The sequence below is a fragment of the Vagococcus silagei genome (assembly GCF_004795745.1).
In the GTDB taxonomy this organism is placed as follows: domain Bacteria; phylum Bacillota; class Bacilli; order Lactobacillales; family Vagococcaceae; genus Vagococcus; species Vagococcus silagei.
Window position 1 is genome coordinate 185,906 of sequence record NZ_SDGV01000017.1, and the last position, 22,184, is coordinate 208,089.

A 22,184-nucleotide genomic window follows, 5' to 3' on the forward strand; every position below is an offset into this window, starting at 1 on the left:
TATTCTATAACATGACAGTTACTGTCGCTGCCACAAGAATGAGTACTAAACCTAAAATAGTCATACCCATTTCTTTTTTCGTTCTTTTTTGTCCTAAGAACCAGATACCAGTTAAGGTAGCTAAAATAACTGAAGTTTGAGAAAGAATAAAACCTGTTGCTAAACCATTCATATCTGGTTGCGCTGAAATTAAGTAAGTTAACGCTGCGAAAGCAAAGAAGAAACCTGAGAAGATGTGTTTATATGAGACAACTTCTACAAATGCTGATGTTTCTTTTGATTTCACTGTTAAAACTAAACTGTAAACAACCGCAACTAAAACCATCCCAATTGCTTGTGGCAAGAATGCTTCTTGGCCTGAAAGATTTGAAGCTTGCGGTGCTGCTGAGTATCCCCAGTAACCAATCTCACCAACCGCTAACATAAGCACTGCTTTTTTCAATACACTTGAATTTTCGGCAGATTTTTCTTCTGACCAAACAGTTAAACTTGCACCCACAATAATTAAAATTAACGCCAAACCACCAAAAATTTTAGCTGAAATACTTGGCCAGTTTCCTAATGCAATTACGCCCCATAGAGAAGCACCTAAAAGTTGAAATGCTGTTGTTACTGGCATTGCTTTAGATGATCCAATCAAACCAAAACAATAGAAAGTAATAATTTGAGCTGATGCCCAGCCGATTCCTGACAAAATACCTAAGAATAAATCTTTTCCTGATGCTAAGCTAATTCCTTGTATCATTGAAAAAACAATCGCAAAAATTAAAGTTCCCAAAGTTGAACCTAAAATTTGATTAACTGGTTTGCCACCAATTTTTGACGCAACAGTTGGATATAACCCCCAACCAAGTAATGGTCCTAAGCCGATTAATAATGCTGTTGTATTCATTTTTTTATCCTCCTAAGATTGTCTAAAAGACAACGCCACTCTCTAAAATAATATTTGCATACGGTGACATTTCACCTGTTCTAATAAATGCATGACAATTATTAAGGTCTTGCTTCATTTCAGCATGTGGAATAAAAGCAATTTCTGTTTCTGGTAAACGATCTTGAATCTCTTTTAAAACTTTAGGATTCATTTCCTTGATTTCTTCTGCTAAATAAACTTTTTGAACTTCTAATTCTTCAAGTACATTGTTTAAGACTTCCATAAAACTTGGAATACCATTATCAACTGCTAAATCAATTTTTTCAGTTGTCATTGGAACTGGCATACCTGCATCTCCAATGCTTAAAGTATCAAAGTGGCCCATTTGAGAGATGACACGTGAAATATCTGAATTAATTACTTTTGATTTTTTCATGATTATTCGCTTCCTTTTCCTCTTTTTCTATTTAACTTAAGCTAATTCATTTTTGTACGGAATAGATGGTTGTGCACCAAAACGCTGTACAGTTAAAGAAGAGGCTTTATTTCCATAAAGTATTGCTTCTTCGATATTACTGAAATCTGATTTTAAGATCGTACTTAAGGCACCGATAAATGTATCTCCGGCTGCTGTTGTATCAACTGCTTTCACTTTAAAAGCAGGAACAATTCCAGATTGACCGTTCACGTCATAGAATGCGCCTTTACTACCAATTGTAATAATGACTGCTTCAATACCTAAATCATGTAAAGCATCTGCGGCTTCTTTTAAGCTTTTTTCATCGTTTACAGCAATGCCTGTTAAGATTTCTGTTTCTGTCTCATTTGGAATAATAATATCAGTCACAGCTAATAAATCTCGCGGCATATCACTTAATGCTGGTGCTGGATTTAATACAGTTTTAACATTGTTTGCTTTAGCAATATTGAAAGCTTCCACTGTACTATTGATAGCACTTTCAAATTGAGAAATAATAAAATCACTTTGTTTAATCACGTCAGTTGATTGTTTCACTTGTTCTGGGGTAAAACTATTGTTTGCACCTGAAAAAATCATAATGCTATTTTCGCCGGCGTCGTCAACGGTAATAAATGCTTGGCCTGTTGATTGATTATCTAAAGTAACCACACCTGACAAATCAATTTCTTCCTGCGACAATAAATCTTTCATCATCACACCTGCACCATCATTTCCAACAGCACCAATAAAATACGTATTTGCTCCTGAGCGTTTCGCTGCCACAGCTTGATTTGCACCTTTACCGCCACCAGCAGTAAAATGTTCTTTCGCATGCAATGTTTCACCAGGTTTTGGCATTTGGTTCACTCTAAGTGTTGTGTCTAAGTTGATACTTCCAATAACAGTAATCGTATTCATTTTATTCCCTCCAGCATTTCTTTATATTTTTTTGAAGTTAAATACCACTACTTTAAAACGTTTTAATAAAACGTTTTAATAACTTGACAAGAATATAACACATGTTGAAAGCAATTTCAAGCATGTGTTGTCGAAAATCTTTTTATTAGTTTTACTGGTAGTTTGGTATGCTGCCATGCCAATTTAGGATCTTTGATTCTAGTTAGTAACATTTCAGCAGCTGTTTGACCAAGTTCTACAATCGGTTGGGCAACTGTTGTCAATGCGGGCGTGACATATTCACTCATCTCGATATTATCATAGCCGATGACACTATAATCTTCTGGCACACGTTTACCAATTTCACGAAAACCTAAATATAAACCAAAAGCTAATTCATCATTAATTGCAAAAACGGCAGTTGCGGGTGTCTTAACAATTTCTGAAACTGAGTCTTTTCCACCTTGTTTTGACAATGCTGTCGAAATCACCGTCGCATCATCACCATAGATTGACATAAAACCTTCGAACCTACGATTGATATTTGTTGTCATTTTGTGTGGCACAATAACGACAACCTTTTTATGCCCAAGTTCTTTAAGATGGTTAGCAGCTAATTCACCACCTGTAAAATCATCAGTCCCAATAGTATCACTTTCTTCTTCAAAACTTTTTTGATCTAGAATAATAAACGGATGATCATTTTTTCTTAAAAACAAATCGATGTCTTCATTACTAATTGCAGAAGTTGCGATAATGAAACCATCTACACCACGACGACTTAATTCTTCAAGAGCATTGTTTTCTTTCATATAATCCTTGTCAATATTACAGAGCATTGGAATGAAATTATCCTGATATAAAACATCTTCAATCCCTCGAACCAATGTCGAGAAAAATGGATTAGTAATATCCGGAACCATGACACCGATTGTTTTACTTTCCTTCATAATCATTCTTCGCGCAAAATAATCTGCTTCATAATTCATTTTTTCTTTAATTGCTTTAACTTTTTCAACCGTTTTCGGGCTGAAATTTTTTGTATTACCGTTTAAAATTTGAGAGACTGTTGCAATGGATACACCAGAAGCTTTTGCAACGTCTTTAATAGTTACTTTTTTTGCCATTACTTTTATCACCTTAACTTTGTTAGTAGACCCATTGTACACGATTTCACGATATTTCTCATTAAATATCTAGCGTTATTCGCAATGTTGTATAATTAATACGTAATTGAACACGATATTATCAAGCTTTATTCCTAAATAAAATCTATCTAAAAGAACGAAAGTGTCTTAAGTTCATGTTTTATTTATTGATTTATTTGCATTATACTTAAAGCATCTAAAAAGGAGTGATGACTTTGACTAAATACATTGCACTATTACGGGGTGTTAATGTTGGCGGAAAAAACAAGGTCCCCATGGCTGACTTACGAAAAACATTCGAAACATATGGTTTTACTGATGTTTCAACCTATATCAACAGTGGCAATATCTTTTTTACATCTAATGAAGAGGACTCACGAACACTCAAAACAATTTGTCAAAATCTGATTCAGGAATCTTTTAATCTAGAAATACCTGTATTTGTTCAACCTACAGAAAATTTGATTACGACTCTAACGCATGCACCAGAATGGTGGAACCAAGATAAAGAATCTATTGTTCATAATGTTATCTTTGTCATACCTCCAATAACCGTTTCAGACGTCATCGCCGAAATTGGCGAAGTCACTCTCGCTTATGATCAATACTTTGTTCATACAGACGTAATTTATTGGTCCGCACCATTAAAAAACTATTCCCGCTCAAAACTATCAAAAATTAATAGCCTCCCCATCGGAAAACACGTCACAATCCGAAACGGAAACACAATGAACAAACTCGTCGCGCTATCAAAGGTGGTGCAGTAGGCGGTTTGAGATGAACAATAAGATACGCGGGCGAAACTGACGTTGTTTGTCAGATTCGAGCGATTAGCTTATTGCTGAATCTCAGCCTACAGAACCCCGTCTATCAAAGGTGGTGGTGAGCGCTTTGGGCTGAGCAGTAAGGCGAACATGATAATTTGACGCTCTTTGTCAAAATATCATGATTGACTTAGTGCCGAAGCCCAGCTCACCTCTTTTCTTTTTCTTCACTTTTCCTTTCTTTAGCAAAAAACTCACTGCCTCTAAGTTAATTAAATAAATTAACTTAAATTCTTAACTTGACTTTAACGCCACGTCAACGTTTATAGTGATCTTCAAGGAGGTAATAAATATGAATACTATTAATCTAGAATGTGTTGACTCACTTTCGTTTTACAAAAACTTTCAAGATAAACAAAGCAATGAAGATACTTTTCGCTATGAGATAATGGCACCGTTCAAAAAAATGTGGGACTATCTCAATGCTCCAATGACACCAAAGTCTCTTGGTGGTTATGATGTTCTGATGGCGTCAGAAATGCTAGGTATTTGGACTCCTCGTAAAAGCTTTAACTTAATTGAGAATCAAATCGATCCTTTAGAACAAACTAATATTTTTAAGGAATACTCGGATGTTATTGAGACAGCACTTGCTCGCTTTACAAAAATTAACTATCAAATTCCCTTAGACATCATTCATCTCAATATTCTTTTAGGTGATCCAGAGAATAAATTATTAATGGCAAGTGAAGGATACAGCGGGTTTGGTGGCATTCCAGGCTTTATTCTTTTAATTGTTGTTCCAAATGATTTCAATCGTATTAGACTAAAATCTGCTCTGGCACACGAGTTAAATCATAATATTCGCTTTACTTACGAACCATTTAATCGCGGAAATATTTCTGTTGAAGATTATCTTGTGATTGAAGGCTTAGCTGAAGTCTTTGCTGAAAGTTTATACGGTCAAGAATTTCGTGGCCCTTGGGTACAAGATTACGATGAAGAAGAAATGTCCTATACAATTGAGGTGATGAAAGACGGTCGCAACGTGAAGGGTTTTGAAGAAGTTGCTGCGTATATGTATGGAGATGAGGTTGCCACTGCACAAGGATATAATCCAGTTGGGCTTTCCCGTAATGCTGGCTATACCATTGGATATCATCTTGTGAAAGCGTATTTGAAAAATACTGGTCAAACAATTGAACAAGCAACACTAACCCCTACTGAAATTATCGTACGTGACTCTAAATTTTTCCAATAAAAAAATTGCCACCCACACCAGTTAGACAAAGTGTGAGTGGCATTTTTTTAACTTCTTAACCCGCGACCTTTACTGATTAAATACCAGCAAACGCAATATAATACGATAATAAAACCAATAATAATCGTCATTGATATCATAATTGGCACATCCTGTATTCCGAGAAATCCGTAACGGAAACCGGAAATCATATACACAATCGGATTCACTTTAGAAACTGCTTGCCAAACAGGTGGCAACATTGAAATTGAATAGAACACACCACCTAAATAAGTCAGTGGTTGTAACACAAAAGTTGGTACTATCGACACATCATCATATGATTGAGCAAAAATACCATTAATTAAACCTGCTAATGAAAACAGAATGGCTGTCATTAAAAGTGTCACAATTACAATTGACCAAGAATAGACATTTAATGGCACAAAGAACAAGGATACCAGTGTTACAAGTGTTCCCACTAAAAGACTACGCCCCATTCCACCTAAAACAAAGCCCCAAATAATAACATGAGTTGGTACAGGTGCTACCAGTAATTCCTCAATATTTTTTTGAAATTTCTGCGAAAAGAATGATGAAGACACATTCGCATATGAACTTGTAATAGCAGACATCATAATTAAACCAGGAACGATAAATTCCATATATGAGAATCCACCCATCTCACCAATCCGACCACCAATCATTTTCCCAAAAATAATGAAATAAAGTGAGGTCGTAATAACTGGTGGAACTAGTGTTTGAACCCAAATTCTTAAGTAACGATTTGTTTCTTTAACAGCTAAACTTTTCAATGCCGTAAAATAAAGACTATACATTTTTCTCCTCCACATGGTGATTTTCTTCAGTAATTTTTAAAAAGAGTTCTTCTAGGCGATTTGATTTATTACGCATCGACAAAACTTGACAATTTTGAGCACTCAATTGCTCAAAAACGCCATTGATACCTTGATTTCTCTCAACTTGTACTTCCAGTGTGACATCATCTGTAAATTCAATTGGATATCCCTCAATAGTTGGTTGTATTTCTGTCTGCGCTAAATCGAAAATAAAAGTCTCTGTTTGTAACTTAGACAATAACGCCTTCATGCTTGTGTCTTCAATCAAGTCACCTGTTTGAATAATACCAATATTACGACACAGCATCTCTGCTTCTTCAAGATAATGCGTTGTTAAGATAATGGTTGTGCCTGCTTCATTCAACTCTCTTAAAAATTGCCACATATCACGACGCAACTCAATATCAACACCCGCTGTAGGTTCATCTAAAATAAGCAATTTTGGTTCATGCATCAACGCTCGAGCAATCATCAAACGACGTTTCATTCCTCCAGAAAGCATCCGCGCACGCTCATTACGCTTCTCCCATAAGTTAGATTGCTTCAAATACTTTTCACTTCGTTTGATTGCCTCTGGACGTGGCACACCATAATAACCCGCTTGATTAACAACTATTTGTTGAACTGTTTCAAATGGATTGAAATTAAATTCTTGTGGGACTAAACCAATTTGTTGTTTTGCACGAACTAAATCTTTATCTAAATCGTAACCAAAAACTTTGACTTGGCCTGATGTTTTATTTACAAGTGAGGTGATAATACCAATTGTTGTAGATTTACCAGCACCGTTTGGTCCTAATAAGGCATAGAAATCACCCTCTTCAACCTTTAAATCAATGCCTCGGAGTGCTTCCACTCCTGTTGCATATTTTTTCTTTAATTGCTTTATTTCTAACGCATATGTCATTTGTTTAATAATCCTCCATCGTCCTTTTTTTGACCTAATAGCTGTTCCATTGATACTAAAAATTGCGTAACAAATTCTGCTCTCAGTGTATAATGATGCCACTGCCCTCTCTTATCAACAGAAACGATATTGGCCTTTTCCAAAACTTTCATGTGATGCGAAAGAGTCGGTTGCGTAAATTCAAAGTGCTCTAAAACTTCACAGGCACACAAGGTTCCGTTTGAAAGCAAGTGAACGATTTTCATACGGTTGGGATCAGCCATTGCTTTTAACATGACTGATAATTCTTCATAATTCATCGTCATCTCCCTAACATAGATAATTGTCTATGTAAAATATAGACTAGTCTGATTACATTGTCAAACCGTTCAATTCTACAATGTAATCAGACCTTCGACTATTCATAACTAGTATATTTAACGATTCGCCTGATGCAGTTCTTTCACAACTTCGAAAAAAACTTGCATATCTTGTACTAGAAAATCCGCATGGCTTTGATCAATCGGCACACGCGTTTCTTCGTAAGCGACAACAGGAATTCCAGCAGCCTTTGCAGCTGTAATCCCATAAAACGAGTCTTCAATTGCCACAGCTTCATGTGGTAAAACATTTAATTTTGCTAATGTTTTAACATAAATTTCTGGATTAGGTTTACTTTCCGCTAATACTTCACCACTAAAAATGAAATCAAAATAGTCTTTAATTCCACACGCTGTGAGGACTTCAACAATGTGATCATATCTCGATGAAGAAGCAACCGCTAGCTTTATCTGATGTTCTTTAGCATACTTCAAAACATGAACAATATCTTGACGCATCAAAGACAGATAATCTAAAGTATCGTATTTATGATCGCTATAGGCATGAAATTTTTTTCCAACCTCTTGAAAACTTTCTTCAGATGCAGTGAAGTGTTTCAAAGAGCGATATAAATTATCGTATGAACGACCAATTAATTCAGTAAAATCAGTTTTTTCCAGATCTAATTTTGGATTTTCAGTGTGAATAAAATCTTTTACAATCTGGAAATCACAAAATTCAGTATCCACAATAACGCCATCCATATCGAAAATTATTGCTTTAAGTGTCATGTCTTAGCCTCTTTCTTTCTTTTTTTATTAATTTTTTGCTCTCACAAAAGAATGCCCATATAAAATATGTAAGACTTCTGGTATTATTGTGCCAATAGTCTCCTCTACTTTGACACATTTTTTTCACGTCTACCACAAATTAGTATTCTCCTTTTATTATAACGTAAGCAAAAGTAACAAAGCCAATAATAACTCGCAAATTTTAAGATAAAATAAAAAACTTTCTGTTATGAAAATCAAGAAACAATCTTCATAACGGAAAGTTTTAGCAAATCTCATAAACTTTTTTAAATTAAATGTAACAAGTAAGCAATCAATGTTGTGGTCATAGTCATTGCAACACCAATTAAAGTTGGAATAATAAATGAAGCAAAGGTCCATTTTGCACTCCCTGTTTCTTTACGAATTGTCGCAAGTGTCGTACCGCATGGCCAATGGAATAGGGTAAAGAGCATCACATTTAACGCTGTTAACCATGTCCAACCATTATCTAAAAGTAAAGTCTTGAGTTGTGCCAATGAATCATAATCGACAATCGTACTCGTTGCCAAGTATCCCATCAACATACAAGGAATCACAATTTCATTTGCTGGTAGGCCTAAAATAAACGCCATCAAAATCACACCATCTAACCCCATGAGTTTTGCAAATGGATCTAAAAAGACTGTGATTTGATGCAACAACGACGCGTCCCCTACATGAATATTAGCTAGAATCCAAATTAATAAACCTACTGGTGCTGAAATTTTAATCGCACGACCTAATACAAACAGCGTCCGATCCAACACAGAACGTACTAAAACTTGACCAATTCGTGGTTTGCGGTAAGGTGGTAACTCGAGTGTAAATGACGATGGCATGCCTGATAAGACTGTTTTAGAAAGCACTCTAGAGATAATCATCGTCATAAAGACACCTAAAAGAATAGCTGCTGTTAGGAAGATCGCTGATGTCACTGAATTTAAGAAACTATGCGAACTGCCAACAAAAAAAAGTGTAATTACTGTAATTAATATTGGAAATCGTCCATTACAAGGTACAAAGTTATTGGTAATAATAGCAATTAATCGTTCTCTTGGTGAGTCAATAATTCGAGCACCTGTTACACCCGCCGCGTTACAACCAAAGCCCATACACATACTCAAAGCTTGCTTGCCACAAGCTCCAGCCTTTTGAAAGGCATTATCTAGGTTAAAGGCAACACGAGGTAGATAACCAAAATCTTCTAATAATGTAAATAATGGAAAGAAGATTGCCATTGGTGGTAACATCACTGAAATAACCCAAGCGACAACTTTATACACGCCATCAATCAGCATTCCCTGAAGCCATGTTGGCCAATGCATAGCCGTTGTCCAAGACGTTAACGTCTCTTGGAATGAAAAGAGAACCTTGGCGATCATATCCGAAGGTACGTTAGCTCCTTCAATCGTAATCCAAAATACAACTAGTAAGAGAAGGATCATAATTGGAATCCCTGTTAATTTACTCGTAAACAGCTTATCTAGTTTTCGGTCCATTTTGTCATATTCGCTATTTTCATAATGCGTCACTTCACCAGCAATGACAGCCGCACGGTCTATTAAGGCCTCAACTTGTTGTTCTTCATTATCGTGAATCATTTCACTTAACTGCATAAACATCGTTGCGTTTGTTTGAATCATACCATCTGTGATGCCTTTGACTTTAGCCATTAATTCATCCAAACCTTCTTCATAAGTCGCTGACGTGCCCACCACGGGTACACCCAGTAACACAGCTAGTTTTTCTAAATGAATCGAAATGTGTTTTCTTTTGGCTTCATCTAAAAGATTGACGCAAACCACGACTTTATCAGTTAGTAACATAATTTGTAGGACTAAATTTAAATTACGTTCTAAGGCAGTTGCATCACAAACAACGACCACACCTTCTGCATCATCAGACACAATAAAATCACGTGCAATTTCTTCTTCTTGCGAGTGCGCCATTAGTGAATATGTTCCGGGTAAGTCGACTAAGACAAAGTTTTGTTTGTCATGTTCATGATAACCTTGTGCTAATCCCACCGTTTTTCCAGGCCAATTACCTGTATGTTGTCTCAAACCTGTTAAGGCATTAAACAAAGTACTTTTACCTACATTAGGATTTCCAGCAAAAGCAATCACTTTATCATCTGGATTTTTACGTATTACTTTAAATTCTTCAATTGATTGATCTGTTTGTCCAACGCTACTCATGACTCTCAACCTCCCATAATTCCACTTGCATCGCATCCTTTTTTCGAACCGCAAAGATTGTACCACGGACACGATAGGCCACGGGATCACCACTAGGACTTGCTTGAATAGCTTCGATTTCGGTTCCTTTAGTAAAGCCTAGATCCCACAAACGTCTTGTCATGTCTGAGTCTAGATCTAAAGTTTTAATTTTGGCTTTTTCACCAATTTTCAATTCTGAAAGATTCATATCCTATCACTCCAATCACAAAATATTTTATATATAATCAAAAAATATTTTTAGGCAAACCTAACTACATTTATTGTATGCTCATTCATTCGTTTCTACAAGTAAAATTTGTGCTTTTATTAACAAAAGAAAGTAAAAATAAGACACCATCAACGAAGTCTTAATGATACATTTTCGTTGATGATGCCTCATATTATTTTTTACTTAACTTCAATTGTATAAGATTCATACCAATAATTGGGATCAAGATAATCGCAATTCCAATTATTTGATATAACTTAATCGCTTCACCTACAATAAAAACACCTGCAAAAACCGTGATAATTGGTGATAAATTTGAAAACAAACCCATCGTTGAGGCTGGTACATGATGAATGGCATAATTTGATAAAAAGGCACTACCTAATGATGATAATAGCCCTAAATACAAAATGGCAATCCAATACTGTGTATGGAACAATGGCTCAAAATACGATACTGTTTGCCAGCCTATCACGCGTTGACAGATTGCAATGACTGTAAAAATACTCATACCAAACGTTAACATAAAAGTGGTCATATCAATTGTCTCGTAGTTCAAGGCAACTTTTTTAGCAGTTATTGTATATAGTGCAGATGATAATGCTGATAAAAACATTAATGTTGTCCCTAAAAAACTAAACTCACTTTGCTGTGACTGACCGTTTAAATTTAAATAAAGAACGCCTAAGAATGCAATAACCATCACAATTTTTTGCAAGCGACTTGGTTTTTCTTTTAAGATGACCATTGCTAAAACTAAAATTAAGATTGGGATTGTCGCACTAATAATCCCTGCTTCCAAGGTCGTAATCATTGTTAATGCCAATGTTTGCAACGAAAAAAATAGTACTGGATAAAATAAACCTAATGGTAATAATTCTTTAAAAGCTTGTCGTGTAAAAATCGATTGATGTGGTACAAAATAACGAACAATCCATATACCGAGTGTCGCAACAATAAAGCGATGTGACAGTTGCGTAAATGGATCTGCATAAGTTAACCCTTCTTTGACAAATAAATATGATAAGCCCACAATTGCAATCTGTGTCACAATCGCAACGTGTGCTTTAATTGTTTGTTTCATAATAATTAAGCCCCCTTCAATAAGAATATTGTATTTTTATTTAACTCCAGTTACAATTATCTTAAAATCAAACTGTACCGGTACAGATTGGAGATTACTATGAAATATATTATCGTTTACGAGGAAATCAAGACACAAATTGAAGACAAAACGTATGTTGATGGGGAGCGTCTGCCATCAATCCGTGAATTGGCTTCATTTTACCAATGTAGCATTGATACAATTAAACGGGCTTTGGCTCTTTTAGTCGAAAATCATTATATTTACGTTAAAGATCGTAGCGGATATTTTGTTTTACAAAAAGGACCACTTAAAACAAATGGAACAGATTCAGATTGGATTGACTTTCGCTCTAAACAAGCTAATTTAATTACTTTCCCTTTTCATGACTTTCAACTCTGCTTAAAAAGGGCAACGGAAACTTTTAAAAATGAACTGTTTGAGTATGGTGAGTCTCAGGGGTCTGCAGAACTGATTCATGTCTTACAAAAATGGTTCGAAACGCAACAGCTCTATTGTACTCATGATAACCTTTTTATCACAACAGGAGTCCAACAAGCCTTATTTATTTTAAGTCACTTATCATTTCCAAATAATAAAAAGACGATTCTTGTTGAGATGCCCAGCTATCATTTACTTCTCGACCTATTAAAATTAGAACACCTACCATTCTTAACCATCTCACGCGATCAAAATGGCATTGATTTTGATTTACTTGAGGTTTATTTTCGTGACAACGATATTAAATTTTTTTACACCACACCACGTCTCTCAAGTCCACTTGGATTGTCCTATTCTGAAAAAGAAAAACAAAAACTGGTCTATCTCGCACAAAAATACGATGTCTATCTTGTTGAAGATGATTATTTAGCGGACTATATCACACAACCAAATAATTTACCTCTGCATTATTACGACACCAGTGATCACGTATTTTACCTTAAAAGTTTTTCAAAAATTATGTTTCCGGGATTACGAATTGGCGCCTGTATCTTACCAAAACCTTTTATCCAAGATTTCAAAGCGTACCGTTCGCTTATCGATATTGATAGCTCGTTATTTTCGCAAACCGCATTAGCTCTCTATATTAAAAATGGCATGTTTGACCATCAAATCAAGCAAACAAAGCAACAACAACATAAGCGTAATCAAGCCTTTATGGCTACAATTAGCCAAAAATATGCACCGACACTTTTTCAATTCGATAAATTTAATTCATGCAAATCATTTTTAACGTTACCAAAGTCAATTTCAAAAACACGTTTTGAGACCAATTTAAAGAAACAACAGGTTAGATTGGATGATATATCACGACACTTTGTCGAGACAAACAATCATGAACAAACACTTTACGGACTAGAATTCTTTAATTTAACACCACAACAAATTAATTTAGGCATGAAAAAAATACAAATCGCTTATGAAAATAGTTTATAATTAACGTATCAAAATTGTTGGACGCTATTTTATCAACCAGGAGGTATAAAGAATGGAATATATGGGTGAACTTAACTTTTTAGAATGGACAGGTGACTATTTTATTCAACTGCCTTCTGGATTCAAAGAAAAGAATTTGTATAAACATAATATAATGGAAATTATTCGTGACACAATTACTTCTAAAGAAGTCAAAGAACTCGAAGACATGACTTCCATTTCAACTAGTTTTCCGCTAACCAAGAGAACTGCCAAAGAAGTCATGGCAAAAATTGCCCGCGACGCAGCGGATGAAGGCCTTAACTTTTTGGTAAACACCTTAATTGAAACAACGTTAGATATTGATATGGGAACCGATAAAAAGCCCAGTATCTTTGGTGAGTTATTTAAAATAGCAATGGATGAAGAAGAACGTAGCTATATCGCTGCGATTGGCAAATACGAAAAAAATGAACTCTTTTTTGAAAGTGTGATTCCCACATCAGACGTGATCCAAGCATATTTTCATACTGAATATGAAGCCGATTTTTTCATTGCTCATGTAGCTTTAGATACTTATGACAAAACACAAAACTTTGATATTCAACATCTTGAAGATGCATTTAAAACACAATTACTTAATCAAACATCCGTCTTTGAAAAAGGAACAACATTGACTTTCTCCTATCAAGATAAAGACTATCCGATACAGTGTTTAGAGACACTTAAACTGAGTTATAATCCCTTTAAAACAGAAATAGATTTAACCTAAAATTAACAGCCATGCTTGCCAATGACACTTAATTGACAAGCATGACTGCTATTATTTTTTTAAGGATATTAAATAAAATCATACCTACCATTATTGGTAAAATACCTTTTAAAAGTAACTCTGGTAGATTTTCCAACGCCCCGTTAATCGTCCCGCGATCAGCTTGAACATTTACCAAACCTTGTGCTTTCACATGATCAAAATCATAAATCTTTACTTGAAATGCTTTTTGACCACATTGAGGACAAGTAAATTTATACTTTACATCGCGATTCACTCGAACTGTTGGTGCATATTTCACTTTTTCCTTCGCTTCAATCCCATTTAATTCATATTTTTTCTTACAACTTGTACAATAAAACTGATATTTTTCATCGGCACTAAAAGCCTTTTTGGTTGTTTTTAGTGAAAATTGAATCATACGATAAATAAAATTGATGAATAAAATAAGCAACACGATAATTTTTATTTGTAAAATAACCGGCATAAGAGAAATCCTCCTTTTTTAACGAACTTCCTACCATATATTTTACTATAAAGTACCGTTTAAAACACCATAATAAGTAAAAGTGTCAATTATTTTTCGATAAATTGGATTTCAGCATTTTTTTTATCAATCATCAAATTATACAACAGGCCGAAAAGTACTAAAATGCCACCAATAATTTTACCAACTGATAGCTGGTTGAGCACAAAATAATCGACTATGATTCCGACAAAAATTTGACCAATGAAGACAAACAACGTTTGATAAAAGACTGATATTCTCGGTGTAGCATAACTAGATAAAACCACAACAGCTATCCCGACAATTCCACCAAAATAGGCTTTGACTGGAATCGAACTGAAATCGAGTGATGACAATTGATTCACTTCGTTACTGAAAAGAAGAATTATGCTAGCACTTAAAATACCCATGACGTAATTGTAAAAAGTGCCTTGTAAGAGGCCTATTTTCCCTGCCAAATGAGAATTGACAATTCTTGCAACGACTGTTGTTACACCTGCCGCAAATGCTAATGTAAAGTAAAATAATATCATATAAATTCCTCCTTTTAGTAGAACGCCATCACAACAATTCCTGCAATTATTAAAACAAGTCCTACAATTTTCTTTTGATTAAACTTTATTTTTTTCATGCCTAACCAACCATAATGGTCAATTAGGACTGAGGCGATTGATTGCCCCAATAAGCCCAGTGCTACCGTTAATGAAACACCCAATGTGACAAAATTTAAATTATTAAAAATAACAGTAAATATACCGATTGCACCAGCTGTGTAAAGGTACCACGGCAAATGGTTTCTAAATTTCATTTTCGTTTTCGTGACAATCATGATTACAATGATTGCAGCTAAGCCAATCACATGAATTAAGACACTCGCAGTATAGTTACCGACACTATTTGATAAACTACCATTTAATGTTATCATCAAAGTAATTAAAGCACCGATTAGTATGGAAATAAGTTGCATCATCTCAATCATCTCACTTTCTATTTTTCTTGCTGTCTTCACTATAGCATGGTTATTTTTGCAATGATTAGGACATATGTCACACTTTAAAGGAATTATTTAGATGCAGAAAAAACATAATCCCAAACTGATTCAACACTACATGACAAAATATCAAATGAATCAACATTTTTCCCAAGATATGACACCTTATATTGAGCTCTTTTTTTGGAAAAAGAATGAGCATATTTGTCGTGAAGATGAACATGCTGAATATTTATTTTTCTTTGTCGAAGGCAAAGCAAAAGTTTATATTACCCTTCAAAACGGAAAATCATTACTCCTATGTTTTTATGAGGAATTTAAATTAATTGGCGATATTGAAATTATCAATGGAAAAAATTCCACGGCAAATGTTCAAGCTATCGAAGAATGTTATTGTTTGGGGATTAAAAGAGAGATTGTGTCACAATACTTATTACGTGATGTTATCTTTTTGAGATTCATGTGTGAGTCTTTAAGTCATGAATTGGAGCGTTCTTCTAAAAACAGCTCAATTAATTTACTATACCCGTTAGAGAATCGTTTAGCTAGCTACCTTTATACCACGATTAGCCACGATGTAACGAAGCAAGAGGACACACCGATTTTCCAAGAGAACTTAACGGCACTAGCTGAATTGCTAGGAACAAGCTATCGACACCTGCACCGCTCCATTGATAGTTTATGTAAAAAAATGATTATCGAACGTACCCCTCAAGGGATAAAAATTGTTAATGAAGATGAGCTAAAAGCGTTAACTTTTGACTTGTATCAATAAATAAAGAAGCTAACCCAGTACAATCTCAAAACAAGATTGTAGCTGGGTTAGCTATTTAATTTGGACGGGTAGACGGGGTTCCGTGAGCTGGGACTCGGCAATAAGTCAATCCTGATATTCTGACAAAAACCGTCAGATTATCAGGCTCGCCTTACTGCTCACCCCAAAGCGCTCACTCCACCACCTTAATTTCGGACGCGTTGTTTGACTAGGAATAGTGAATCGTGGGATGATATCCAGCGTCTTGGGATATCGAAGCGTCGCATTTTTTCGATTACTTCAACACCATTTAATCCATAACTTTGCCAATTTTCAAGGATATATTCTTGTTCAAAGTCAGTGAAATTAAAAATACAAAGACTTTCCTCATGATAGACTGCTCGATAAATCGCAAAAAGTGAGCGATCTGAGTTAAACATAAACTGACAATCTCCTTTTGAAAGAGAATCATGACTTTTACGAGTCACAATCCAATTTTGACACACTTGTGTTAACACTTTGTTTTGATTTAACCATGGGAAAAAGCGGCGATTATCTGGATCAGCTTGTCCTGCTAAACCTACTTCGTCTCCATAATAAAGACACGGTACACCAGGCATCATAAATAGCAATGCAATTGCCAGTGCAACTTTTTTAAATGAACCCTCACATTCAGTTAAAATTCGTTTAGTATCATGCGTTCCAATATTATTCAGCAGACTTTGATAAAAGTGAGTTGGATAATTTTCTTTTAACTGCATCATCGCTAATGTAATTTCATCAATAGGTTTTCGCTCATTCACTAAATCTAATATTTGATCACGTAAAGGATAGTTCATCACACCATGTAAATCAGAATATGAGGTATATTCTTTACGCTCACCGTATGCTACTTTATTTGAAGCATCTTCCCAAACCTCACCTATCAAAACTTGATCTGACATATCATTCATACGCTCACGAATGCCTTTAATGAAATCATTTGGTAACTCGTCCACAACATCTAAACGCCAACCATCAATTTTGTAATCTTCCCAATAAGAAAGCACACTGTTTGTTGGACCATAAATAAACGTTTGATAGGATGGATCATGTTTATTTATTTGTGGGAGGTCCATAATACCCCACCATGCTTCATATTCATCAGGATAATTTAAAAAGGTAAACCAGTTGTAATATTTAGAATGCGGACTTTGGTAGGCACCCAACTCGTCATGAACGCCAGAATAGTTGAAATACTGACTATTACGACCAACATGTGAAAATACACCGTCCAAGATCAGATGCATCCCTTCATCATGAAGTGTTGCGACCAGGTCCTTAAATTCTTCGTTTGTCCCTAAAACAGGATCAATCTTAAAAAAATTATTTGTATCATAACGATGATTACTATTGGCTTCAAAAATAGGATTTAAATAAAGTGCTGTCACACCTAGTTCTTTCAAGTAGGGAATTTTTGCTTTAATTCCTTTTAAATTACCACCGTAAAAATCCCAACGGTCGATATCTCCATTCTCATCTTTCACATAACGAGGCAAGTCTTCTTCGGTACCGTAGATAAACGTATTTTTCTTTGGTGAATTAATTACCTTTTGTGCATTTCCATTATAAAAACGGTCTGGAAAAATTTGATAAAAAATGGCATCACGATACCACTCCGGAGCCCAATCTTCTGTTTCAAAACAAGTCAATTGATACCAGATAATTGCGCCTTCGTTTGTATATTGGTAGCCTTCGCCACCATTCTTACTATTACCATAATACAAACAAAATTCTTGGCCATATTCGTTATAGGCTGTAATTTTAAAGTAATACCAATACAAACCACTACCTTTATCTGTTTGGTAGTGGTATTTGTATTGATTGACGTCTGAATGCTCCATCATGTACTCGCTAGTTTCAATCCGATGGGTTTCTTTTCTTACAACTAGCGCGACAGATTTAATATATTCCTTAGAATCTATTTTGATATTAAATTCAACTGAAGAATTTTCTGTTACAGCACCAAAAGGGTTTTTAAATTTTGGTAACCATGAATTATATTGAATATCCAAAAATTTTCTTTCCCTTCTTAGCCTTTACGAACGGGTTCGATTTGCCAAATATCTTCAGCATATTTTCGCACTGTATTATCAGCAGAAAAATGTCCTGCATGCGCAATATTAGTCAAGCTCATCTTGCCCCAACGTGCTTTGTCTTTATAATCAGCATCTAGTGACTCTTGTGCTTCGCAATAAGACATGAAATCTCTTAAGATAAAGAATTCATCATTATATTTAATCAATGAATCATAGATTTCTTGGCCTTCCATACGACTATTTGGTATTGTGCCATCAATAAAGGCATTTACAACACGATGAATCACTGGATTATTGTTATAAATATCAGCAGAATTGTAATTTTGTTCATTGTAGTAACGATAAACTTCTGCTTCAGTTAACCCAAAGATTTTAATATTATCGTCCCCAACAACATCTCTAATTTCAATATTCGCACCATCAAGTGTCGCCATTGTCACAGCACCATTTAACATAAATTTCATATTAGATGTACCTGAGGCTTCTTTAGATGCAAGTGAGATTTGTTCACTGACATCAGCTGCTGGAATAATCAATTCCGCTAAACTCACATTGTAGTTTTCTAAAAAGACAACTTTCAGTTTGCCATTAATTGAGGCATCGTTATTAATTAAATTAGCTGTTTCATTGATTAATTTAATAACTGATTTTGCAAAATGATAACTTGGCGCTGCTTTAGCTCCAAAAATGAAAACTCTTGGTGTTATATCTAAATCCGGATTTTCTTTTATATCAAGATAAAGTTTAATGATATGCATTAAGTTCATCAATTGACGTTTATAAGCATGTAGACGTTTGACTTGCACATCAAAAATAGCATCAGGTGACACTTCGATTCCTTTTGTTTCTTTGATATATTGTGCTAAACGTTTTTTGTTTTCTTTTTTAACTTTCGCCAAATCAGCATAAACTTTTTTATCATCAGCATGATTCAATAATAATTTTAAATCATCAGCATTTTTACGCCATGATTTACCAATATATTTATCTAACGTACTTGATAATAGTGGGTTACTAATTTGAGACCAACGTCTTTGCGCAATCCCATTGGTTTTATTATTAAAACGATCTGGGTAAATTGTGTAAAAATCTTTTAAAACGACTGATTTCAGCAAGTCCGAATGTAGTTTTGCCACACCGTTAATTGAATGCGTACCAATAATCGCCAAATGGGCCATATGAACTTGTTTATTGCGAATAATTCGTGTTCTTTCAATTAATTCTGGATCAAAAACATGTGACCATTCTTCAACAAAACGGCGGTCAATTTCTTTAATAATTTGATAAATACGAGGACAAACTTCTTTCATCAATGAAATTTTCCATTTTTCTAAGGCTTCAGACATGATAGTATGGTTGGTATAACTCATCACTTTTGTTGTGACATCCCATGCTTTTTCCCAAGCCATGCCTTCTTCATCAACTAGTAAACGCATTAATTCAGGCACACACATTGCTGGATGAGTATCGTTAATATGAATCGCAATAAATTTATTCATCTCAGTCATTGGTAAACCTAAAGATTTATAATAGTGCAGAATACTTTGCATACCTGCTGACACAAAGAAATACTCTTGTGATAATCTAAAGCGTAAACCAGCCTCATTAGAGTCATCTGGATATAAAACTGACGTTAAGTTTTCTAATTCTTTACGGTCTTCGAAGTTTTGGAAATTGATTTTGTCTTCTTCCGTCACTTCCGCACTCCAAAGTCTCATTGTGTTCACTGTGTCATTTTCATAACCTGTCATGCCTGTATCGTAAGGGATTGCCTTAATAGAATAACCACCTTCATAAACAGGTTTCAATTGACCAGTTGGGGATTCTTTTAAATAAACATTGCCACCAAAATGAACATCGACAGCCTTGCTTTCACGACGAACTTCCCAAATATTACGTTGATTTAACCATTCATCAGGTAACTCAACTTGGTAGCCATCAACAAACTTTTGTTTAAATAATCCGTATTCATAGCGAATACCATTCCCATTACCTGGCATGCCAATTGAAGCTAGTGAATCCATGAAACAAGAAGCCAAACGACCTAACCCACCATTTCCAAGAGCCATATCTGGTTCTTCTTGAACTAAGTCTTCTAGATCAATATTCCATTCAACTAGTGCTTCTTGAACCATTTCTAGCATACCTAAATTCAAAAGATTACTCTTTAACATACGGCCTGGTAAAAATTCAATTGAAAAGTAATACACTTGTTTTTGTTCGTGATTTAAATAATCTTGACGTGTATGTTTCCAATCTGAACTATAGTAAGATTTGATAACTTTACCTAACGTTTCATATAATTCAGTGCTTGATGCGTCCTCAATTGAGATTGCAAAACGGTCTTGCAATCTTTTTTCAAATTTTTCTTTAAACTCTTTTTTTGTAACTTTCATAATTTCTATTTTTCCCTTTCAGTGCAGCTATAACTTTATTTAGTATATGACATCATTGTATAGTGCGATATATTGGTTGCTGGAATTACCCCAACTAAAATCTCTAGTCATTGCTTGAACCATCAATTGATGAAAAACTTCTTTTTCATCGATATATAGGAAGATTGCCCGTTTTAAAACTTCCATCAAGAAGTAAGATTGGAAGTTACCAAAACCAAAACCAGTTCCTTCACCAGTAAATGGATTAAATGGTTCCACGCTATCTCGCAAACCACCAATTTCATGAACAATTGGTAAGGTCCCATAACGCATTGAGATCATTTGAGATAAACCACATGGCTCAGTTGCAGATGGCATTAAGAATAGATCAGCGCCTGCATATATTTGTTGTGCCAATCCTTCATCAAATGAAATATTCATACTTGTTTTCTCAGGATACCAATACCCAAACTCCCTAAACTGGTCTTCAAACATTGGGTCACCTGTTCCCAGTAAGGCAATTTGAACATCAAACTGCAACAGATTAGACATTTCTTCCAGTAAAATATGGAAGCCTTTTTGATAAGTCAAGCGACTAACAATGCCGATTAACGGCACATCATCTCGGACCGGCAAACCTAATCGTTGTTGTAATTCAGCTTTGTTTTTCTTCTTTAACTCAAGAGAATCTAAGCCATAATTTTGAACCAAACGTGGATCAGTTTCAGGATTAAAATTATCATAATCAATCCCATTTAAAATACCTGATAATTTATAAGAAACCATTCGCAGAATTGGATCTAAACCAAAACCAAATTCAGGCGTTTGAATTTCTCCAGCATAACTTGGACTGACTGTTGTTACCTTATCAGCATATAGAATTCCCGCTTTCATAAAGTTAACAGCATCATTGAAGCGAATCGTTCCATCATCGAAACGTTCTGTTCCCATGCCAAAAACTTCTGGTAAGATGTCACGACCATATTGACCTTGAAACTCTAAATTATGAATTGTTAGAATTGATTTAATATTTTGATAAGCTTCAATCCAACCGAATTTTTCTTTTAATAAGTACGGAATCATCGCAGTATGATGGTCATTGAGATGTAGAACATCTGGAATAAAATCAATTTTTTCCATAGCGGCAATAATCGCCAGTTGGAAAAAAGCAAATTTTTCGCCATCATCATAATCGCCATAAATATTAGGTCGATCAAAATAATATTGATTGTCCACAAAATAGTAATCAATTGAATCATGATATAGATGTTTAATTCCACAATACTGTGTGCGCCAACCAACACCGACTGTAAAACTACAAACATCTTCGGCTTGGTATTTAAATTCATCTGAAATTTTAGAAGAAAACGGTAAGATTACTCTGACATCCACGCCTTCTTTTTTCAAAGCTTTGGGTAGTGACCCTGCAACATCGCCTAAGCCACCGGTTTTAAAAAAAGGACTACATTCTGACGTACAAAATAATATTTTCATTA

22 protein-coding genes are annotated in these 22,184 nt (G+C 34.9%); 5 read left to right on the top strand and 17 right to left on the bottom strand.

The window, feature by feature from the left end; translation table 11 throughout:
• Positions 1–4: 4 nt before the first annotated feature.
• The 4 genes from rbsU to rbsR all read right to left on the bottom strand — a co-directional run bounded on the left by rbsU (position 5) and on the right by rbsR (position 3,358).
• Positions 5–892, bottom strand: a complete 888-nt coding sequence (gene rbsU / locus ESZ54_RS08210; RefSeq protein ID WP_136137183.1) for a ribose/proton symporter RbsU — start codon at positions 890–892, stop codon at positions 5–7.
• Positions 893–914: 22 nt separating this feature from the next.
• A complete protein-coding gene (gene rbsD, locus ESZ54_RS08215; protein ID WP_136137184.1) occupies positions 915–1,310 on the bottom strand; it encodes a D-ribose pyranase in 396 nt (131 codons plus the stop codon).
• 36 nt (positions 1,311–1,346) lie between these two features.
• On the bottom strand, positions 1,347–2,252 hold the full coding sequence (rbsK, locus tag ESZ54_RS08220; protein WP_136137185.1) for a ribokinase: 906 nt from the start codon (positions 2,250–2,252) through the stop codon (positions 1,347–1,349).
• Between the two features lie 116 nt (positions 2,253–2,368).
• Complete coding sequence (gene rbsR, locus ESZ54_RS08225) at positions 2,369–3,358, bottom strand: ribose utilization transcriptional repressor RbsR (protein ID WP_136137186.1); 990 nt, start codon at positions 3,356–3,358, stop codon at positions 2,369–2,371.
• 230 nt (positions 3,359–3,588) lie between these two features.
• Here rbsR and ESZ54_RS08230 point away from each other — a divergent pair, with 230 nt between their 5' ends.
• Positions 3,589–4,146: a DUF1697 domain-containing protein gene (locus tag ESZ54_RS08230; protein ID WP_338065527.1), complete on the top strand. Its 558-nt coding sequence runs from the start codon at positions 3,589–3,591 to the stop codon at positions 4,144–4,146.
• Between the two features lie 349 nt (positions 4,147–4,495).
• Positions 4,496–5,404: a DUF2268 domain-containing putative Zn-dependent protease gene (locus ESZ54_RS08235; RefSeq protein ID WP_136137188.1), complete on the top strand. Its 909-nt coding sequence runs from the start codon at positions 4,496–4,498 to the stop codon at positions 5,402–5,404.
• A 47-nt stretch (positions 5,405–5,451) separates the two neighbouring features.
• Here ESZ54_RS08235 and ESZ54_RS08240 read toward each other — a convergent pair whose 3' ends face one another.
• The 7 genes from ESZ54_RS08240 to ESZ54_RS08270 all read right to left on the bottom strand — a co-directional run bounded on the left by ESZ54_RS08240 (position 5,452) and on the right by ESZ54_RS08270 (position 11,794).
• Positions 5,452–6,222, bottom strand: a complete 771-nt coding sequence (locus ESZ54_RS08240) for an ABC transporter permease (protein ID WP_136137189.1) — start codon at positions 6,220–6,222, stop codon at positions 5,452–5,454.
• Positions 6,215–7,150, bottom strand: coding sequence for an ABC transporter ATP-binding protein (locus ESZ54_RS08245; protein ID WP_136137190.1), 936 nt, complete (start codon positions 7,148–7,150; stop codon positions 6,215–6,217). The genes ESZ54_RS08240 and ESZ54_RS08245 overlap by 8 nt, the downstream gene beginning before the upstream one ends.
• Positions 7,147–7,449, bottom strand: a complete 303-nt coding sequence (locus ESZ54_RS08250) for an ArsR/SmtB family transcription factor (protein ID WP_136137191.1) — start codon at positions 7,447–7,449, stop codon at positions 7,147–7,149. The genes ESZ54_RS08245 and ESZ54_RS08250 overlap by 4 nt, the downstream gene beginning before the upstream one ends.
• A gap of 117 nt (positions 7,450–7,566) precedes the next feature.
• On the bottom strand, positions 7,567–8,241 hold the full coding sequence (locus ESZ54_RS08255) for an HAD family hydrolase (RefSeq protein ID WP_136137192.1): 675 nt from the start codon (positions 8,239–8,241) through the stop codon (positions 7,567–7,569).
• 287 nt (positions 8,242–8,528) lie between these two features.
• Complete coding sequence (gene feoB, locus ESZ54_RS08260; RefSeq protein ID WP_136137193.1) at positions 8,529–10,460, bottom strand: ferrous iron transport protein B; 1,932 nt, start codon at positions 10,458–10,460, stop codon at positions 8,529–8,531.
• On the bottom strand, positions 10,453–10,689 hold the full coding sequence (locus tag ESZ54_RS08265; RefSeq protein WP_136137194.1) for a FeoA family protein: 237 nt from the start codon (positions 10,687–10,689) through the stop codon (positions 10,453–10,455). The genes feoB and ESZ54_RS08265 overlap by 8 nt, the downstream gene beginning before the upstream one ends.
• 193 nt (positions 10,690–10,882) lie before the next feature.
• Complete coding sequence (locus ESZ54_RS08270; protein WP_136137195.1) at positions 10,883–11,794, bottom strand: DMT family transporter; 912 nt, start codon at positions 11,792–11,794, stop codon at positions 10,883–10,885.
• Between the two features lie 99 nt (positions 11,795–11,893).
• Between ESZ54_RS08270 and ESZ54_RS08275 the strand changes: the two genes are divergently transcribed.
• Complete coding sequence (locus tag ESZ54_RS08275) at positions 11,894–13,231, top strand: aminotransferase-like domain-containing protein (RefSeq protein ID WP_136137196.1); 1,338 nt, start codon at positions 11,894–11,896, stop codon at positions 13,229–13,231.
• Between the two features lie 52 nt (positions 13,232–13,283).
• Positions 13,284–13,982 (top strand): hypothetical protein, encoded by a 699-nt coding sequence (locus ESZ54_RS08280; protein WP_136137197.1) that lies wholly within the window; start codon positions 13,284–13,286, stop codon positions 13,980–13,982.
• Positions 13,983–14,010: 28 nt separating this feature from the next.
• Here ESZ54_RS08280 and ESZ54_RS08285 read toward each other — a convergent pair whose 3' ends face one another.
• From ESZ54_RS08285 to ESZ54_RS08295, 3 genes are all read right to left on the bottom strand, one after another.
• Positions 14,011–14,469: a hypothetical protein gene (locus tag ESZ54_RS08285; protein WP_136137198.1), complete on the bottom strand. Its 459-nt coding sequence runs from the start codon at positions 14,467–14,469 to the stop codon at positions 14,011–14,013.
• 89 nt (positions 14,470–14,558) lie between these two features.
• Positions 14,559–15,023: a DMT family transporter gene (locus tag ESZ54_RS08290; RefSeq protein WP_136137199.1), complete on the bottom strand. Its 465-nt coding sequence runs from the start codon at positions 15,021–15,023 to the stop codon at positions 14,559–14,561.
• Between the two features lie 14 nt (positions 15,024–15,037).
• The gene (locus ESZ54_RS08295) at positions 15,038–15,499 is read right to left on the bottom strand and encodes a DMT family transporter (protein ID WP_204249525.1); all 462 of its coding nucleotides are present in this window, start codon (positions 15,497–15,499) and stop codon (positions 15,038–15,040) included.
• Positions 15,500–15,560: 61 nt separating this feature from the next.
• On the opposite strand from ESZ54_RS08295, the gene ESZ54_RS08300 reads away from it, so the two are divergent.
• The gene (locus ESZ54_RS08300) at positions 15,561–16,256 is read left to right on the top strand and encodes a cyclic nucleotide-binding domain-containing protein (protein ID WP_136137200.1); all 696 of its coding nucleotides are present in this window, start codon (positions 15,561–15,563) and stop codon (positions 16,254–16,256) included.
• Between the two features lie 185 nt (positions 16,257–16,441).
• Here ESZ54_RS08300 and ESZ54_RS08305 read toward each other — a convergent pair whose 3' ends face one another.
• From ESZ54_RS08305 to glgA, 3 genes are read right to left on the bottom strand one after another with little or no spacing between them, the layout of a single operon-like run.
• On the bottom strand, positions 16,442–18,289 hold the full coding sequence (locus ESZ54_RS08305; protein WP_136137201.1) for a glycoside hydrolase family 13 protein: 1,848 nt from the start codon (positions 18,287–18,289) through the stop codon (positions 16,442–16,444).
• 17 nt (positions 18,290–18,306) lie between these two features.
• A complete protein-coding gene (locus ESZ54_RS08310) occupies positions 18,307–20,709 on the bottom strand; it encodes a glycogen/starch/alpha-glucan phosphorylase (RefSeq protein ID WP_136137202.1) in 2,403 nt (800 codons plus the stop codon).
• Between the two features lie 39 nt (positions 20,710–20,748).
• Positions 20,749–22,182, bottom strand: a complete 1,434-nt coding sequence (gene glgA, locus ESZ54_RS08315) for a glycogen synthase GlgA (RefSeq protein ID WP_136137203.1) — start codon at positions 22,180–22,182, stop codon at positions 20,749–20,751.
• Positions 22,183–22,184 lie beyond the last annotated feature (2 nt).

Bases quoted from the DNA above. Each gene is read 5' to 3' on its own strand.
- rbsR (WP_136137186.1), bottom strand. From the start codon at position 3,358: ATGGCAAAAAAAGTAACTATTAAAGACGTTGCAAAAGCTTCTGGTGTA.
- ESZ54_RS08240 (WP_136137189.1), bottom strand. From the start codon at position 6,222: ATGTATAGTCTTTATTTTACGGCATTGAAAAGTTTAGCTGTTAAAGAA.
- ESZ54_RS08310 (WP_136137202.1), bottom strand. From the start codon at position 20,709: ATGAAAGTTACAAAAAAAGAGTTTAAAGAAAAATTTGAAAAAAGATTG.
- ESZ54_RS08245 (WP_136137190.1), bottom strand. From the start codon at position 7,150: ATGACATATGCGTTAGAAATAAAGCAATTAAAGAAAAAATATGCAACA.
- rbsU (WP_136137183.1), bottom strand. From the start codon at position 892: ATGAATACAACAGCATTATTAATCGGCTTAGGACCATTACTTGGTTGG.
- ESZ54_RS08275 (WP_136137196.1), top strand. From the start codon at position 11,894: ATGAAATATATTATCGTTTACGAGGAAATCAAGACACAAATTGAAGAC.
- ESZ54_RS08250 (WP_136137191.1), bottom strand. From the start codon at position 7,449: ATGAATTATGAAGAATTATCAGTCATGTTAAAAGCAATGGCTGATCCC.
- rbsD (WP_136137184.1), bottom strand. From the start codon at position 1,310: ATGAAAAAATCAAAAGTAATTAATTCAGATATTTCACGTGTCATCTCT.
- ESZ54_RS08230 (WP_338065527.1), top strand. From the start codon at position 3,589: ATGACTTTGACTAAATACATTGCACTATTACGGGGTGTTAATGTTGGC.
- glgA (WP_136137203.1), bottom strand. From the start codon at position 22,182: ATGAAAATATTATTTTGTACGTCAGAATGTAGTCCTTTTTTTAAAACC.
- ESZ54_RS08285 (WP_136137198.1), bottom strand. From the start codon at position 14,469: ATGCCGGTTATTTTACAAATAAAAATTATCGTGTTGCTTATTTTATTC.
- ESZ54_RS08270 (WP_136137195.1), bottom strand. From the start codon at position 11,794: ATGAAACAAACAATTAAAGCACACGTTGCGATTGTGACACAGATTGCA.
- ESZ54_RS08235 (WP_136137188.1), top strand. From the start codon at position 4,496: ATGAATACTATTAATCTAGAATGTGTTGACTCACTTTCGTTTTACAAA.
- feoB (WP_136137193.1), bottom strand. From the start codon at position 10,460: ATGAGTAGCGTTGGACAAACAGATCAATCAATTGAAGAATTTAAAGTA.
- ESZ54_RS08265 (WP_136137194.1), bottom strand. From the start codon at position 10,689: ATGAATCTTTCAGAATTGAAAATTGGTGAAAAAGCCAAAATTAAAACT.
- ESZ54_RS08300 (WP_136137200.1), top strand. From the start codon at position 15,561: ATGCAGAAAAAACATAATCCCAAACTGATTCAACACTACATGACAAAA.
- ESZ54_RS08290 (WP_136137199.1), bottom strand. From the start codon at position 15,023: ATGATATTATTTTACTTTACATTAGCATTTGCGGCAGGTGTAACAACA.
- ESZ54_RS08255 (WP_136137192.1), bottom strand. From the start codon at position 8,241: ATGACACTTAAAGCAATAATTTTCGATATGGATGGCGTTATTGTGGAT.
- rbsK (WP_136137185.1), bottom strand. From the start codon at position 2,252: ATGAATACGATTACTGTTATTGGAAGTATCAACTTAGACACAACACTT.
- ESZ54_RS08280 (WP_136137197.1), top strand. From the start codon at position 13,284: ATGGAATATATGGGTGAACTTAACTTTTTAGAATGGACAGGTGACTAT.